The sequence below is a fragment of the Noviherbaspirillum humi genome, assembly GCF_900188095.1.
Taxonomy (GTDB): Bacteria; Pseudomonadota; Gammaproteobacteria; order Burkholderiales; family Burkholderiaceae_D; genus Noviherbaspirillum; species Noviherbaspirillum humi.
Map to the genome: position 1 here is coordinate 1 of NZ_FZOT01000028.1, position 15,482 is coordinate 15,482.

Sequence of the window (15,482 nt, forward strand, 5' to 3'; positions counted from 1 at the left end):
TTGCGCTTGGCCGTCCAGCGCTTGAATTCATCGTCCATCTTTACGCTCATGTCATCTTCCTTTCAAGATTATGACCTGAGCAGGTTTTCAGTGGGCCGTTACATTCCTTCAAAGGCGAGCCAATAGGGTGTGTGATTGACGACCGCTATGAGTTTCCGTGGCAGAACGGCCTGCTGTTACCGACTGACGAATGCCTGAAGAAAGAGGCACTGCTCAAATTCATGACGCAGGAAGATGAAGAAAATGAGGCAATGTGGGCACAGGTTTTCGAGCTTGGCCTGATGGAGGAAGAAAATTGGCAGGTCCTCGATACTGCCGGCAAGACGACGCATTTCATTACGCCACCCGCCATCGACAATTGCTGGTTCATCGAATGGCGGTTCATTCAGCAGTGACCTTTTTTCGGCGTACAGGAGCCAACACGCGCTGTCAGGAAGTCATCGATCAGGCTTGCCGTGAACCCGCACAACGGCTTTGTGAATTCCTCGGTTTTCCTCTGTTGCAGCCAGGGCGTGTCATGAGCCGCTCATGACATTCAACTTCTCAAAATACAGCCTCGCCCGCTTCTCCGAATAGTGATCGATCATGGTCTGGGCAACGACGAGCAACAGCAGCCCGGCCGCCAAGCCATGCACCCATCCCCGCTGCGTCAGCAGCAAGCCGGCCAGGGCCAGCACGCCGACGGCTGCAGCGGCATAGCGATAGTATTTGTAGAGGGATATCACCACGCTGATGCGCTCCCGTTCGGCAGAGATAGCCGAGGCGCGCTGCTCGCTGCCCAATGCCTGCGTCACGTTGCCGGAGAGTCCCTTGTCGCGGACCAGCAGCGACACCGCCATGGCCGACAGGAGCGAGGCTGAGACGAGCACCGTGATGGCGAGCGCCATGGCGAAACCGGTTCGCGTCGCGGCCCATAGCCAGGCCGCGACGATCGCGAGCACGGCGGATCCGCTCAGGATGATCAGCATCTCCTGGCGCTCGCCGGCAAAATAATCGAGCACCGCCATCTGCATCTGCTGGACGAATTCATTGGACACGATCATCTGGCGTTCTCCCTTAAATTAATTCGCGTTGGTTGGGCACTTTCTGATTGCGCCCCATCGATCGGCAGGGCGCCGGAAGGAAGTTGTCATAGTAGCATCCGTTTTAAGCCTTACTTTTCGCTTGATTCCAGATGTCGCCGGCCCGCTACGGTTTCCGGTCGATTCACCCGCCCGTGGCCAGATTTGACTCGCGCCTCGACAGGAGCGCAAAAGGAAGGCACGAATATGGCGGCGGAAATGAAAAAGCCCGCCGAGGCGGGCTTTCATTCAATGCATGGGACCGGGAAGCGGCCGCGATGCGCGGCCTGCTCGATCGGTCAATGGCTGCCCATGCTATCTGCATGGTGCGCCACCGGCCGATCCATCTTCATGCAATCCAGCGCGGGAAAATTTCCCGGCTGGACAACAAACGTTTTGCGGCGACGAATCGCCTCGGGCTTAGATGGCCCGGATGTTGGTGGCCTTGTCGCCTTTCGGACCCTTGCCGATCTCGAAGGAGACGCGCTGGTTTTCCGCGAGGCTCTTGAAGCCGTTGGACTGGATGTCCTGGAAGTGGGCGAAGACGTCGTTGCCGCCGTTATCGGGGGCGATGAAGCCGAAGCCCTTCGAATCGTTGAACCATTTGACTGTGCCGGTTTGCGTGCTCATGTTTTTTCCTTTAATTGTAGGGAGGGCTTGGCGCCCGAACGGCACCTGAAATCAAGGATGCTACCGAAGAGAATCAAACAGGAATGGCTCGAAACGAGCAAGACGGGAGAGAGACCAACAATGACGGCTTGATGCAAGTGCAGAGACCCACTATACAGGCAAAGCCCCTGATCACCTAGCGATACTTCATTTATTTCATTTATTTCGGCAGCGCGCCTGGCGGCATGATCTTGCCGTCAACGGCGGCGATAGTTGGAGGCTGGCGCGGGGCCGCGCTTTTCCAGGTGGCGGAAGGTGATGCGGCCCTTGCTCAGATCATAAGGCGACATCTCGATCGATACCTTGTCTCCCGCAAGAATGCGGATATGGTGCTGGCGCATCTTGCCCGAGGTATAGGCGATCAGCTGGTGCCCGTTCTCCAGATCGACGCGAAAGCGCGAATCCGGCAATACCTCGGTGACGAGACCGAGCATCTCCAGCAGTTCTTCTTTGGCCATGTGCATTCCCCATGAGTGGCTGCGCGATCCGCAGCCGCCTGGATGGCCCGCGATCATGCATCGAGGCGAGCCGGCGGCCGCGCGGGGCGCAGCAGGATTAGTGTGATGGCTCCGGCCATGCCGGGTGGGGCATGCGGGAGCAGGTGCGTCCGCTGTCAGCCAGCGGACGTTGGTGCGGATGCGAACGATGAAGGTAGGAAGCGCGCGGTCAAGAACTTCTCTGCAGCGCTTGGCGGATGGAAGAGACAGGCAAGCCCTGCTCTGGCAAAACGGCAAACTGCCATCGGACGACCGCACTATAGCACGGTATCCCTTGTGTCGAATCAGGCTTCAAATGCGGTCAAGAGGTGCGCGGCGGGCTGGAAAAGGTCTCTGGCGTCAGCACCAGCGGCGTGCCCGATACCCCGGCAGCGACCAGCCGCCGCGCCACGCCCTTGATCTTGCCCTCGTAGGCGTGGAATACCTCGAGCGGGCTGAACTGGGATACCTCGTCCGCCTTTATGCCGGACAGCTGCTGCAACGCTTCCTTGCGGATGAGGCATTCTCGGTCCAGGGCATCGACGTTCACGAAGAAAGCAATATCTTCCCCGCTTAGATGCGGTGCGTGGTCATGGTGGTTCACGTTGAAATCCTTCACTGTTATGGAGCCGCGTTGCGTCCCTGGCTTCATCGCCGATCGGGTGAAGCGCTGAATCATCCGGAGGAGACGCTGCCTGCCTATTGAAATGCTTGACGCGTTCCGTGGAGAAGCCGCAGCTGCGAGCATCTGCAAGCCTGGCTCGCCAGGCGATGAAACCGGGACAAGAAGAATTGGTTCCTTGCATTATGAGTCCAATCGCGGCTTCATGTTCGATGCAAGCGCGGAAACGTAAACCAGGATCAATCAAGTCGCATTTATTTTGGGCTACGCGGCGGCCGGCCTTCCTTGGGATCTTCTTCGTGGCGAAGATTGCGCCGGCGCCGGTTCGTTCTGTTTTCCGAGCATCGAATGAAACCTTATTCAAGCCGGCGCGACTAAGCGAATTGGGCGATCAGTCCATTTTTACCGAGGGAAATTAGATGGCAAAGAACGTGAAGAACAAGTATCCGGCCGACAAGACCGGCACCAAGTACAGCGAATTCCGCAATACCAAGCGCACGCCGCCGGGCAAGACCAAGGCCGAGAAAGATGCCGCCGCCAAGCAGGCATCGACTTCGGCAACCGAGCAGAGCGCTGCGCAGACCGCCTGACCGCCATGCTCCGGCGGCGGCTTGCGTCATCGGATGATGGCGCAAGTCCCCGAGGCCGCATCGTTTCCACGCTGGCAGCGTCCCTTCACCGGCACGCGCCTGGCCTGCTGTGAAACCGATGCCATCGCCTGCAAAAGGCGAAGCCCCCTTTCGCGGTTTACGAAAGCCCGCCACAAAAGGTTCCCCTATAGTCATCGGCCTGATCAGTTCATGAAAAGGCCGGAGGCGCGCCACGCCATCGGCACAAGAGGAGCCATCGATGAAGTTCAAACTCGCCGCCAAGCGCCTGCTTGGCTTGTGCGCCGTGCTGGCCGTTGCCGGCGCAGCCCATGCCCAGTCCCCCTATCCCACCCAGACCGTGACGCTGGTCGCATCCGCCGCCCCGGGCGGCACCACCGACCTCGCCGCGCGCATGATCGCCGAGCCGCTGTCCAAGGCGCTGGGCAAGGCGGTCATCGTCGAGAACCGGCCGGGCGGTTCCGGCGCCATCGCGGCCGCCGCGGTGAAGCGCGCCGCGCCTGACGGCCATACGCTGCTGGTCCAGTATTCCGGCTTCCAGGTCATCACGCCGCACCTCACCAAGGCCGCCTTCGATCCGGTGAAGGATTTCGCCCCGGTCGCCAATCTGCTGATCGCGCCGCAGGTGATCGTCATCCGCCCCGATCTGCCGGTGAAGACGCTGCCGGAACTGGTCGCCTACGCCAAGGCCAATCCCGGCAAGCTCAACTACGCCTCTTCCGGCAACGGTTCCCTGCAGCATGTCACCGGCGAGATGATCCGCCAGCTCACGGGCGCGGAAATCGCGCACATCCCGTACAAGGGCACCGGCCCGGCGCTGACCGACCTCCTCGGCGGCAACATCGACATGACCTTCACCACCGCGCCGCCGCTGCTCGGCCATATCAAGGCCGGCAAGATGCGGGCCCTGGCGGTCACCGGCAATGCGCCGCTGTCCAGCCTGCCGGACGTGCCGACCACCGCGAAAATCAAGGGCTTCGAGAAGCTCGACGCCACTTCATGGTTCGCCGTCTATGCCCCGGCCGGCACGCCGAAGGCCGTCGTGGAGCGCCTCAGCAACGAGATCGGCAAGATCATGAAGACGGAAGAATTCCGCGCCAAGGCGGAGGCGCAGGGCGCGCATGCGATCTACATGAATCCGCAGGAGCTGGGCGACTTCACCAATCGCGAGTTTCAGAACTGGGGAAAATTCGTGAAGGCGGCGAAGATCACGGGCGATTGAGCCGGCCCCGCCGCCGGCCTGCCCATCCTCGAGATGTTCGCGTCCCGAGGCAGCGGGCACGCCCTGCCTGCGCCTGTGCCGATGCGCGCGGCTAATGACCCGCCGCCGGCTTCGGCTTCCGCGAGGACATCGCCTTCTTCACCATGCCGAACAATGCCTGGGCAGTGGGATGCAGCTTGCTGCCCTTGCGATGAATTAGGCCGATGGTGCGGCTGATGCGCGGCCCGGTGAGCGGCAGACCGGTCAGCGTCGGATAGGCATCGCCGAACAGCGCCAGGCTGGGCACCGCCGCCACGCCGAGCCCGGCGGCCACCAGCCCCATCGCGCCGGCGATATGATTCGCTTCATAGCGTATGGCCGGCCGCTTCTTCAACTTCGCCAGCGCGTGATCGATCAATGTCCGGTTGCCGCTGGTGCCTCCCACCGAGATGAAGCTTTCCTCGGCCAGCTCGTCCCATGACACCGATGCCTGCCTTGCCAGCGAATGCCGGCGCGGCACCGCGAGCACGAAATTCTCCTGATAGACGCCTTCGAACTCGATGTCGGATTCCTGCGCGCCGATGAAATTGATGCCGAAGTCGGCGATGCCCGCCACCACGCTCTCCAGCACCTGAGCCGCCCCTTCGTCGATGACCTTTACCCGGGCCTTCGGAAACTTCGCGGCAAATTCCTTGAGGACCGAAGGCACCAGATGGTTGGCCACGGTGGGCACGCAGGCCAGGGTCACCATGCCGCCGCGCTGGATCGAGGTTTCGGAGATGCCGCGTATGGCCAGCTCGAGCTCTTCCATCGCCGCCTGCGCATGCGGCAGGAACTGGCGGCCCGCCTGGGTCAGCGATACCCGCCGGGTGGTGCGCTCGAAGAGCTGGCTGCCCAGCGCGCTTTCCAGTCGCTCTATCCTGCGGCTGAGGGCCGGCTGGGAAACGAACAGCTCCTCGGCCGCCGCCTTGAAGCTGGACTTTTCAGCCACCGCGAGAAATGCAAGGATTTCATCGGTTTGGAGATCGATACGCATCGTGCATTAATTAATAGAAATCGGGCAATTTACATCCTAATGCATATTCTGCATGATTCAATTTTGCTCAACCGGTCGAAACAGGGCCGGGCCGCACGCATCCATTGAGCAAAAGGCGCCCATTCAACCTTCAGCCGACTCAATCATCATGAAATCAAGCAAGCGACTTCTTCTCCAGGCCAGCCTGGCCGCCGCCGTGATGGCCGCCTTCGCGCCGCTCGCGTCCCATGCCCAGCAGTGGCCGGCCAAGCAGCCGATCAAGCTGGTGGTGCCCTATGCCGCCGGCGGCTTCGCCGATCTTCGGGCGCGTCAGCTGGCGACCAAGCTGAGCAAATCGCTCGGCGCCAACGTCATCGTCGAGAACAAGCCAGGCGCCGGCGGCGTGGTCGGCACCGATTTCGTGGCGAAGTCGGCGCCGGACGGCTACACGCTCGGCATGGGCAACCTGGCGCCGCTGGCGGTGAACCCGACGCTGATGAAGCAGATGCCCTACAACGCCGCCAAGGACCTTCAGCCGGTGGTGCTGATCGAAAAGGCGCCGCTGTTCCTGATGACCAATCCGAGCTCCGGCATTGCCAGCGTGGCCGATCTGATCGCCAAGGCCAAGGCCAATCCCGGCAAGTACGGCTTCGCCTCCTCCGGCATCGGCGGCGCCCACCATCTCTCCGGCGAAATGCTGAACATGCTCGCCGGCGTGCAATTGACCCACGTGCCGTACAAGGGCGGCGCGCCGGCCACCACCGACCTGTTCGCCGGCCATGTTCCCCTGATGTTCGAGATGGGCTACTCCGCGCTGCCGAATCTGCGAACCGGCAAGGTGAAGGCGCTGGCGGTCAGCAGCACCAGGCGCCTCGCGGTCGCGCCCGACGTGATGACGATGCAGGAGGCCGGCCTGAAGAACTTCGCTTCCTACAACTGGCAGGGCGTGGTGGCGCCGGCCGGCACGCCGTCCGACATCGTCAACCGCCTTAACAAGGAAATCAATGCCGCGCTCGCCGCCCCGGACATGAGGGCCAGCATCGAGGAAACCGGCGCGGAAGTAGGCGGCGGCTCGCCGGAAGACTTCGCGAAATTCATCCGGAGCGAGACCGACACCTGGGCCAAGGTCATCAAGTCGGCCAAGATCGAAGCCCAATAAGCCCTGGCACCATCCAAATTCAATCCAAACAGAGGAGATACCCGTGATCCGCTTGAAATTCCTGCACACCGCGCGCAACGTGCTTGCGCTGTCCTTCCTGGCTTCGTCGCTCGCCTTTTCCCCGGCCCAGGCGCAGACGAACGGCGAAATCAAGGTGATGATCTCCGGCGGCTTCAGCGCCGCCTACGATGAACTGGTGCCGCAGTTCGAAGCCAGGCATGGCGTCAAGGTCACCACCGTCCACGGCCCATCCATGGGCGCCACGCCGCAGGCGATTCCCAACCGCCTGGCGCGCGGCGAAAGCGCCGACGTGGTGATCCTGGCCGACACCTCGCTCGACAAGCTGATCGAGCAGGGCAAGGTGCTTCCCGCCTCGCGCACCGACCTGGTCCGCTCGATCATCGCCATGGCGGTCAAGGAAGGCGCGCCGGTGCCCAAGCTGGAAACCACGGACGACCTGAAGAAGGCCATGCTCGAGGCGAAGTCCATCGCCTATTCGGACAGCGCCAGCGGCGTCTACATCGCCACCGAGATGCTGAAGAAGCTGGGCATCGAGGAACAGGTCAAGGGCAAGAGCCGCGCGATTCCGGCCGAGCCGGTGGCCAAGGTGGTGGCGCGCGGCGAAGCCGAGATCGGCTTCCAGCAGATGAGCGAGCTCAAGCCGATCAAGGGCATCACCATCGTCGGCCCGATTCCGGCGGAAGTGCAGAAGGTGACGGTGTTCTCGGCCGGCGTGGTCAAGGGCGCGCCCAATGAGCAGGGCGGCATGGAACTGGTGCGCTATCTCTCCTCCGAGGCGGCCGAGCCGGCCATCGTCAGGAGCGGGCTGGAGCCGGCCTGGAAGGGCAAATAAGCGCGCCATGCCCGACCGATTCGCGTACCTGCTCACCTTTACGCAGCTGCGAGGACGTTTGCATGGGCATTGATGGGTGGGCTTTCAAGCCTTACCGTGGAGTAAGGCTCACGCATAAAGAAAATCCCTCCCTTCAAGGGGAGGGATTTTCTTTGCAGCCCGGCTTCGCGCGTCGATACCGGCTTGGGATTTGCTCTCGGCACAAGATTTACGGGCTGCCGGGCCGAACAGCACTCGCCGCAAGCAGCATCGGGCAGCACCGCCAACCGTCATCCCGCGCAGATTACCCCGCCTTCTCCACCGCAATGACATGCGCCTGGATCTTGCCGTCCACGGCGCCCTGCCCGAAACGGCGGGCAAGCGCATCCTTGCACGCAGCCGTAGCCTCGGCGAGCCGATCTGGCCCGAATGCTTCGATTTCGCTCCGCAACGGCGTGCCCTGGCAATAGGCGATGGCCGGCATCTCCGGCGAAGCGGCTCGACTGCGAGCGGCGACGGTATCGATGCGGGCCGGCGCGTCGACACCCGCGGCTTTCAAGTCCCGCGCAATGACGCCAGGATCGGCATAGCCATGGGGCGTCCGCGCCAGGAAACGCGGCGGATCCTCCGGAAAGAGTGCGGCCAGCGCCTCGGTGATCGTACAGGCGAATTCATTTTCCTCGATCCGGTCCCAGACATTGAAGAGCAGCAGCCCGTCCGGGTTCAGCACACGCCAAGCTTCCGCGTAGGCCCTTTCCTTGTCCGGGAAAAACATGGCGCCGAACTGGCACACCACCACATCGAATCCGGCGTCACCGAATGGCAGATCGAGCGCATCGGCCTGGCGCCACTCGACCTTGCGGGCCGTGCCGCTTGCCGCGGCCTGATCCAGCATGGCCTGATTCAGGTCGGTGATGGTCATGGAGACGTCCGGCGGCAGCGCCTCGTCCAGCGCGCGCGTCACCGCGCCGGTGCCCGCGGCCACTTCCAGCAGCCGGCGCATCGGCCTCTTCCTGAGCCGATGCGCCAGATCGAGCGCATAGGGCGCGAAGATGAGCGGCACCAAGTACTGATCGTAGAGCTTCGGAATGGAGCCTGCGAAGCGCTTGTCGATGGCGTGCTGGTTCATTCGCTTCCCTTCGGTTGATTGGTTGTCGACCCGGGTGGGTCTGAGCGCCTCCGCGTCCCGAAGCGCAGCATCGGGGCATGGCCGGCCGCTTCCAGTATAGAAAAGGCCGGCGCAATTGCCATGCGTGGCCAAGCGATGGGTTGGCGCGGCGCATCAGCGGTGCGTTGGCACGCGGCTTGCGAAGCTTGCTGGCAAAGGAGAGGAGCAGCGCAGCAATGCGCTGCGATCGTGCATAAATTTCAGCATTGCAAAGAGCTGCCTCTCTATCAAGCAGGCGGCGTGTCCGCCAGGCAGCGCATGCATCGCCATGTCGCGCTACATCACAGGAACCAGGCATGTCCAACATCATTGAAAGCCGCCGGATCGCCGAGCATCTCGTTACACTGGCGGGCCTGCTCGACGCCGAAGTCATTCGCGCCAATATGCTCGGCCTTCCCTTGAGAAGAAACCTAGAACGCGAAGCCAGGGAAATACGGATGCTGGCCGACAAGCTTTGGGATGCCGCCGTGGCGATTCCGCTGCATGCGGATGAAGCCGTCGAGGCGGGGCGCAGCCCGCAGGCAAGGCCGGCCGACGAGGAAGAGTCGCCGGCGCGTTTGGCCCTGGTGCGCGGCGCATAAGTGGCGCCCGCGCTCCGCCCGTTCAAGTACCGCTGAACGACAACGCTTCCACCCGCTGCCACGGCCCGCCAAGGTAACGCCACAGCAGCAAGCCGTTTGCCCTGCCCTCCCTGGGTTCCCAGCCCGCGCCCAGCCGCGCCATCAGCTCCCGCGCAGCCGCCGGCGCCACCTTGTTCTGGATCGTGACATGGGGCCGGTAACCTTGCCGGTCCTGCGGCGACAGCCAATCGCGGAAGCGGTGCGCCAGTTCCGTGCGCAGCTGCAGCAATCCCGGGCTGTCCACCTCGACGGCGACGCCACGCCCGAGACTGCGCAGGCCCGGAAAGCGCAATGCAAACCCTGACATGCCGGCGCAAACTTCGCGAAGCTGCGCCAGCACCGCCTCTTCCTCGCTTGCGGGCAAGACATGGAACAGCGTGATGTGCGCCGGGATGAAATTTCGCTCGGGCGGGAAATGGGCGCGGCGCAGGCTATCGAACTGCGCGAAGCTGGCATCGTCCATGGACAGCGTGAGAATGAGCGGCGAGGCAGCGATGGAGTCGGAGCGCATGGTTAAAAGCGTAGCCGCGACGATGCCAGCGTGATTCCTGCAGGTGTCATGTTCAGTGCGCCGTCTGTTTCGCATCCTGCCCGGCCGTCCCCGGGCGCTGGCCGCCGCGCACCGCATTCTCTCCCTTGTTGCAGGCGATGAAGGCATTGATCTCGGCGCCATACAGCAGCACCGCCGAGGAAAGATAGAAGTAGAGCAGCAGCAGCACCACCGAACCCATGCTGCCGTAGGTGGCGTTGTAGTTGGCGAAGTGGCTTACGTAATAGTCGAACCCCAGCGAGGCCAGCGCCCAGATCAGCACCGCCAGCACCGCACCGGGGGTGACGTAGGGAAAGCGCGGCTGGGCGGCGGGCGCGGAGTAGTAGACCACGGCGGCCGACAGGCTGAGCAGGATGACGGCCACTGGCCAGCGCATCCAGGTCCATAGTTTCACCAGCCCGTAGTCGAAGCCGATTTCCGCCTCCAGCCATTCCATCGCCCTGGGCCCGACCAGCAGCAGGGCGGCGGAAGCGATGAGCAGTGCGGCCACCGCCACCGTGTACAAGACGGATAGCGGATACAGCACCCAGATCGGGCGCGACTCTTCCACCCGGTAGGCGACATTGAAGGCATTCATGGTGGCGCGCGCGGCGGCCGACGCGGTCCAGAGCGCGAGGAAGGCGCCAGCCGACATCAGGCCGCCGGGCGGCTGCCGCAATTGTTCCAGCACGCGGTTGACCTGGTCCATTGCCTGATGGGGCAAGAGCATCGCGGCCTGCTCGCGCAGCCACAACATGAAATCCGGCAGGTGCAGCGTGCCGATCAGGGCAATGAGAAAGATGAAGAATGGAAACAGCGAAAACAGCATCTGGTAGGCCAGCGCCGCGGCATAGGTTGCCATGTCGTTGCGGATGAAGTTTTTTGCCGCCGACATCAGCACCTTGCCGATGCCCAGGCCATGCAGTCCGGGGATGTTCATCGCTCGCCTTTTGCGTGAAGCGGCGGCAGCGCCGCCCTCTAAAGATGGCATTCAGCAAAAATAGTTTTGCCCGATTTCACGTTCGGCGCAAACAATCGCCGGGACATGAGCGAGCGCAAGCGCAGCGGGACCGACTCTCTGCGCACTTTCACTCATGTCGAAAAGAATGAGGTGAAAGTGACCGCGGTTTGATCCTATGCAAACCGGCAGTGCAAAAACCGTCTGTACTGACAGCAGGCCGGCCCGAGGCTCGGACCGCCGAATCCATGCTTTTCCTCCAAGAATCTCAAAGAACGAAAGGAGATGGACATGCATCGATCCCGCAGCCTGATGCCGGCCGCCCTTGCCTGCAGTCTGCTTGCCGCTTGCGGCACCTCGCAACGGAATGACGCATCGGCCTCGGCGGCGCCCGCCGCGTCCACCGCCGTCGCGGCGGCCCCTGCCAGTCCGCCGCCGGCGCAAGGCGTCAGCCCGCCGGCAACCGTCGCAGCCGCGCCGCAGTCCGCTCAGCCTCCCGGCGGCGACACCCTGAAGCAGCTCGAAGGCTTCAGGACGACGGGCGCCTCGCTGGACATGGAGACCATCCCGCAAACCGGCGCCCGGGCCGATGCCCTGCGCGCCAACCTGAAGCGCATCAAGCTGCCGCCGGGATTCAAGATCGACCTGTATGCGGTGGTGCCGGACGCGCGCCAGATGGCAATCGGCCCATCGACCGGCATCGTCTACGTCGGCACCCGCAAGACGCGGGTGTGGGCCGTGACCGACCGCACCAAGACGCGGGTGGCGGACGAGGTGAAGGTGTTCTCGCCTTCCATCCGCTTCCGGGTGCCCAATGGCGTCTGCTTCTCGCCCGACGGCATTCTCTACGTGGCGGAGCACAACCGGGTGCTCAGCTTCCCGGCCGCCGAGTTTTTCTATGAAGGGCCGGACGTGGCGGCGGCCACCGTGGTGGCGCAGGGCCAGCTGATTCCGGTGGAGGAGGAAAGCTTCAACCACGGCGCCCGCACCTGCCGCATCGGCCCCGACAACAAGCTGTACATCACCATGGGCAACCCGTTCAACGTGCCGGCGCAGGAGAAGCTGGCGCTGTATGACCGCATCGGCATGATGGGCATCATCCGCATGGACCGCGACGGCAAGAACCGCGAGGTGTATGCGCGAGGCGTGCGCAATTCGGTCGGCATGGATTTCAATCCGCGCGACAAGACGCTCTGGTTCACCGACAACCAGGTCGACGGCATGGGCGACGACATTCCGCCGGGCGAGGTGAATCGCGCCGCCCGCGCCGGCCAGCATTTCGGCTTTCCCTGGTACGGCGGCGGCAAGGTGCGCACCACGGAATACAAGAGCCAGAATCCGCCGGCCGGCGTGGTCTTCCCCGAAGTGGAAATGGCGGCTCATGCCGCCGACCTCGGCATGACCTTCAACCGCGGCAGCATGTTCCCGGCGCGGTACCAGGGCGGCCTCTTCGTGGCGGAACACGGCTCCTGGAACCGCACCACGCCGATCGGCGCGCGCATCATGTTCGTGCCGGTGGGCGCCGATGGCCATGCGGGCAAGGCGGAAGTCTTCGCCGAAGGCTGGCTGACGCCGACCAACGAGTACATGGGCAGGCCGGTGGACGTGGCTCAGCTGCCCGACGGCTCGCTGCTGGTTTCGGATGACTATGCCGGCGCCATCTACAGGATTTCCTATGGCGGCTGACAAGCACGTTAGGGTCCTCGCCGCATTGCTGCTCCTGGGAGCGGCCGCCCCGCCGGCCGGTGCCGCCGACGGGGGGCCGGGCGCCAATCCGAAGCTGGGGCAATGCTTCACTTGCCACGGGCGGGACGGCCTGGCCAAGGTGCCGGATGCGCCTAACCTGGCGGGCCAGAATGAAAGCTATCTGGTGAAGGCGCTGACCGATTACAAGTCCGGCGCGCGCAAGCACGAGGTGATGTCGATGATGGCGGCGCCGCTCTCGACTGCCGACATTGCGGACGCCGCCGCCTATTTCAGCGGCATCGCCATCGAGGTGAAAGCCAAGTAGCGGTCTCCGGCAAAACAGGCTGGCCGATACATCACGAAGGAACCGAACCATGGAAACCATCGATAGGCGCCGCCACGGCTGCCGACGCCCTCTTCTCATCGCCGTCTCGGTGCTGCTAGCAGCCTGCGCCCAGGGCGGGAGCCGCGTCGGACAGGCGACCGGCTCCGGCGGAGGCAGCTCCCTGACCGGCGGCGCAGAAGCGGCGCCCACCGATCAGGCGACGCCGCGGAGTTCGGGCGGATCGCCGGGCGCGGCCGGCAGCACGCTGACCGGCGGTGCGGAAGGCGCGCCGACCGATCAAGCCACGCCGCGCGGCACCGGCGTGAAGCCTTGAGCCAAGAGCTCGTGCGTCGCGCACGACGGCACTGTTCACCGTCGTCCCGGGTTTGTCACCATGATGCCGACGCAAGGGTCGGCGCATCAGGAACCCCCTTGCCCTGATGCAGTCTGCTTTTCCATTGGATGCAACGCTCGCGATGGAGGAGCCCTCGATGAAACCGGAACTCAAACCCTTGTCGGAACAGGTCATGGTGATCACCGGCGCCAGCAGCGGCATCGGCCTTGCAACGGCGAGGGCCGCCGCCGAGCGCGGCGCCCGGTTGGTGCTAGTATCGCGCGACGAGGCGGCCTTGCAGGCGCTCGTCGATGAGCTGGGGCAAGGTCAGCATGAGGCAATCGCCGTGACTGCCGACGTCGGCGTGGAAGCGGATGTGCGCCGCGTGGCCGAGCGGGCGCTCGCGCATTTCGGCCGCTTCGACACCTGGGTGAACAATGCCGGCGTGTCGCTTTTCGGCCTGATCGAGCAGCCGACGATGGCAGAAAACCGGCGCCTGTTCGACACCAATTTCTGGGGCGTGGTGCATGGCGCGCTGACGGCTCGGGCGCACCTGCGGCAGCACGGCGGCGCCATCATCACCGTGGGCAGCATGCTTTCGGACATGAGCATTCCGATGCAGGGCATGTATTGCGCTTCCAAGCATGCGGTCAAAGGCTTCATCAATTCACTGCGCATGGAAAGCGAGCATGCCGGCGACCCCATTTCCTATACCCTGGTCAAGCCGGCGTCGGTCAACAGCATGCTGACCCAGCATGCGCGCAACTACATGGAGAAAGAACCGGACCTGCCGCCGCCGGTGTACGCGCCGCGCGTGGTCGCCGACGCCATCCTGCAGGCAGCGGAACATCCGCTGCGCGACGTCCGCGTCGGCGAGCCGGCGGTGGCCGGGCCGTCTTTCGCGTTTCTTGCGCCGGGCATGACCGACATGGTGCTGCGCACGTTTGCGATCGATCTGCAGCAGAAGGATGAAAGCGACCATCGCAGCCACAACGGCAATCTGTTCGCTTCCGCTGGCGACGGCTCGCTGCAGGAAAGCGAGGAACGCAAGGGGATGACCTTTCAGCACAGTCCCTATACGGAAGTGGTGACGCGGTTGCCCGATCCGTTCGGGTTGCTGCGCAAGGGATGGCGGGCGTAGCAGGGAATTCGCGAAGCACCGCTTCGCGCCTGCGAAGCCGGTCGGGCATGCAGGCCCGACCGTGGGTGAGGCCGAGCCATAAAGGAAACTCCCTCCCCTTCAGGGGAGGGCTGGGGGCGCAGCAGGGGTTTCGAGGAGCACTGCTCCGCGCCTGCGAAGGCGAATGCGCTTCCAAGCGCATTCGTGGGTGAGGGTGGGTTTCCGCTGCAATTAATGAACATCCTTTAAATGCGAAAGAACCCCATCCCCACCCTAGCCCTCCCCTTGAAAGGGAGGGGACCCGTAGCCGGGCTTTGAATCTCACGTACAAATGCGCTTGCAATCGCATTCGGCTCCGCAAGGGCAAAGCAGTGCTCCGAGAAATCCTCCCTACGCTTTCAACACCGCCAAAAGCCGCCTCCTCAAATCCTCCGGCAACCCAAGTGCATCGCTCTCCAGGACCTTCATCGCATTCGGCTGAACCTCCGGCGGCTGCTCGCGGAAATTCTTCACCAGCTCCGCCACCACTTCCTGCCGCTCGGCCTCCGGCATCTGCGCATAGGCTTCCCGCATGCGCGCCTGTTCCGCCTTCATCTCCCGGAACTGCTGCAGCTGCATGCGCAGCATGCCGGACATCTGCGGCATGCTCGCCGTCATGGTCCGCATTCGCTTTACGTCGGGCACATCGTCGTCTTCCATGCCGCCGGCCTTGGCCATCATGCTGATCGTCTGCTCGTATTCGTCCCACTCTGCATCGCTCAGCGGCTTGGCACTGGTATCGTAGAAGCCGGCCGCCTTCAGCGCTGCAGTCGCCTCCGCCGGCATGCCGGGACGCGGCGCCAGGCCGGCCATCCCGGGCACGAGGCCGAGCATGCTGGCGCCTGGCACGCCGGCGAGCGAGTCGCCGATGAAGCCGGAGGCCTGCTCCTTGGCGTAAGCAATCACCTTTTCCTTCAATGCCTGCTTGACGTAGCCGATGACGATGGAGGCAAGCGGCCCCACCGCCGCGGCGGGCGCCATGAAGCAAAGAACCAGCGATGCGACGACGAAGGCGCGTTTCATGATGGTGTTCCCGAAAAAGCGTTCATTCTAGGAGGAA

Annotated in this window: 19 protein-coding genes; 10 read left to right on the forward strand and 9 right to left on the reverse strand. The window is 63.5% G+C overall.

Going from position 1 to position 15,482, the window contains the following annotated elements:
• Positions 1 to 131 precede the first annotated feature (131 nt).
• Positions 132 to 395 carry a hypothetical protein gene (locus tag CHB88_RS22950; protein ID WP_089401691.1) on the forward strand — a complete coding sequence of 88 codons (264 nt, stop codon included), beginning with the start codon at positions 132 to 134 and terminating at the stop codon, positions 393 to 395.
• Positions 396 to 515: 120 nt separating this feature from the next.
• On the opposite strand, the gene CHB88_RS22955 is transcribed toward CHB88_RS22950, so the two are convergent.
• The 4 genes from CHB88_RS22955 to CHB88_RS22970 form a co-directional block, all read right to left on the reverse strand.
• Complete coding sequence (locus CHB88_RS22955; protein ID WP_176442624.1) at positions 516 to 1,007, reverse strand: hypothetical protein; 492 nt, start codon at positions 1,005 to 1,007, stop codon at positions 516 to 518.
• 474 nt (positions 1,008 to 1,481) lie between these two features.
• Positions 1,482 to 1,691 (reverse strand): cold-shock protein, encoded by a 210-nt coding sequence (locus CHB88_RS22960; protein WP_089401693.1) that lies wholly within the window; start codon positions 1,689 to 1,691, stop codon positions 1,482 to 1,484.
• Positions 1,692 to 1,927: 236 nt separating this feature from the next.
• Positions 1,928 to 2,188: a translation initiation factor IF-1 gene (gene infA, locus CHB88_RS22965; RefSeq protein ID WP_089401733.1), complete on the reverse strand. Its 261-nt coding sequence runs from the start codon at positions 2,186 to 2,188 to the stop codon at positions 1,928 to 1,930.
• A 340-nt stretch (positions 2,189 to 2,528) separates the two neighbouring features.
• Positions 2,529 to 2,810: a DUF1488 family protein gene (locus CHB88_RS22970; protein WP_176442625.1), complete on the reverse strand. Its 282-nt coding sequence runs from the start codon at positions 2,808 to 2,810 to the stop codon at positions 2,529 to 2,531.
• Between the two features lie 437 nt (positions 2,811 to 3,247).
• On the opposite strand from CHB88_RS22970, the gene CHB88_RS25330 reads away from it, so the two are divergent.
• Both CHB88_RS25330 and CHB88_RS22975 read left to right on the forward strand, forming a co-directional pair.
• Complete coding sequence (locus tag CHB88_RS25330; RefSeq protein ID WP_176442626.1) at positions 3,248 to 3,418, forward strand: hypothetical protein; 171 nt, start codon at positions 3,248 to 3,250, stop codon at positions 3,416 to 3,418.
• Positions 3,419 to 3,677: 259 nt separating this feature from the next.
• Positions 3,678 to 4,658 (forward strand): Bug family tripartite tricarboxylate transporter substrate binding protein, encoded by a 981-nt coding sequence (locus CHB88_RS22975; protein WP_089401695.1) that lies wholly within the window; start codon positions 3,678 to 3,680, stop codon positions 4,656 to 4,658.
• Between the two features lie 91 nt (positions 4,659 to 4,749).
• Here the strand turns inward: CHB88_RS22975 and CHB88_RS22980 are convergent, their stop codons facing one another.
• The gene (locus CHB88_RS22980) at positions 4,750 to 5,673 is read right to left on the reverse strand and encodes a LysR family transcriptional regulator (protein ID WP_089401696.1); all 924 of its coding nucleotides are present in this window, start codon (positions 5,671 to 5,673) and stop codon (positions 4,750 to 4,752) included.
• Between the two features lie 148 nt (positions 5,674 to 5,821).
• Between CHB88_RS22980 and CHB88_RS22985 the strand changes: the two genes are divergently transcribed.
• On the forward strand, positions 5,822 to 6,811 hold the full coding sequence (locus CHB88_RS22985; RefSeq protein ID WP_089401697.1) for a tripartite tricarboxylate transporter substrate binding protein: 990 nt from the start codon (positions 5,822 to 5,824) through the stop codon (positions 6,809 to 6,811).
• 43 nt (positions 6,812 to 6,854) lie between these two features.
• The gene (gene modA / locus CHB88_RS22990) at positions 6,855 to 7,664 is read left to right on the forward strand and encodes a molybdate ABC transporter substrate-binding protein (RefSeq protein ID WP_245845201.1); all 810 of its coding nucleotides are present in this window, start codon (positions 6,855 to 6,857) and stop codon (positions 7,662 to 7,664) included.
• 283 nt (positions 7,665 to 7,947) lie between these two features.
• On the opposite strand, the gene CHB88_RS22995 is transcribed toward modA, so the two are convergent.
• Positions 7,948 to 8,772, reverse strand: a complete 825-nt coding sequence (locus CHB88_RS22995) for a class I SAM-dependent methyltransferase (protein WP_089401698.1) — start codon at positions 8,770 to 8,772, stop codon at positions 7,948 to 7,950.
• 335 nt (positions 8,773 to 9,107) lie between these two features.
• Between CHB88_RS22995 and CHB88_RS23000 the strand changes: the two genes are divergently transcribed.
• Positions 9,108 to 9,392 (forward strand): hypothetical protein, encoded by a 285-nt coding sequence (locus CHB88_RS23000; RefSeq protein WP_089401699.1) that lies wholly within the window; start codon positions 9,108 to 9,110, stop codon positions 9,390 to 9,392.
• Positions 9,393 to 9,414: 22 nt separating this feature from the next.
• Here the strand turns inward: CHB88_RS23000 and CHB88_RS23005 are convergent, their stop codons facing one another.
• Entirely contained in the window at positions 9,415 to 9,942 is a 528-nt protein-coding gene (locus tag CHB88_RS23005) for a 2'-5' RNA ligase family protein (protein ID WP_089401700.1), read from the reverse strand.
• 52 nt (positions 9,943 to 9,994) lie between these two features.
• A complete protein-coding gene (locus CHB88_RS23010) occupies positions 9,995 to 10,900 on the reverse strand; it encodes a YihY/virulence factor BrkB family protein (RefSeq protein WP_176442627.1) in 906 nt (301 codons plus the stop codon).
• Positions 10,901 to 11,209: 309 nt separating this feature from the next.
• Between CHB88_RS23010 and CHB88_RS23015 the strand changes: the two genes are divergently transcribed.
• From CHB88_RS23015 to CHB88_RS23030, 4 genes are all read left to right on the forward strand, one after another.
• A complete protein-coding gene (locus CHB88_RS23015; protein WP_245845203.1) occupies positions 11,210 to 12,604 on the forward strand; it encodes a PQQ-dependent sugar dehydrogenase in 1,395 nt (464 codons plus the stop codon).
• A complete protein-coding gene (locus CHB88_RS23020) occupies positions 12,594 to 12,929 on the forward strand; it encodes a c-type cytochrome (RefSeq protein WP_089401702.1) in 336 nt (111 codons plus the stop codon). Before CHB88_RS23015 ends, CHB88_RS23020 begins: the two co-directional genes overlap by 11 nt.
• Positions 12,930 to 12,978: 49 nt before the next feature.
• Positions 12,979 to 13,263, forward strand: coding sequence for a hypothetical protein (locus CHB88_RS23025; RefSeq protein WP_089401703.1), 285 nt, complete (start codon positions 12,979 to 12,981; stop codon positions 13,261 to 13,263).
• A 157-nt stretch (positions 13,264 to 13,420) separates the two neighbouring features.
• Positions 13,421 to 14,404, forward strand: coding sequence for an SDR family oxidoreductase (locus tag CHB88_RS23030; protein ID WP_089401736.1), 984 nt, complete (start codon positions 13,421 to 13,423; stop codon positions 14,402 to 14,404).
• Positions 14,405 to 14,773: 369 nt separating this feature from the next.
• On the opposite strand, the gene CHB88_RS23035 is transcribed toward CHB88_RS23030, so the two are convergent.
• Positions 14,774 to 15,445, reverse strand: coding sequence for a hypothetical protein (locus CHB88_RS23035; RefSeq protein WP_089401704.1), 672 nt, complete (start codon positions 15,443 to 15,445; stop codon positions 14,774 to 14,776).
• Positions 15,446 to 15,482 lie beyond the last annotated feature (37 nt).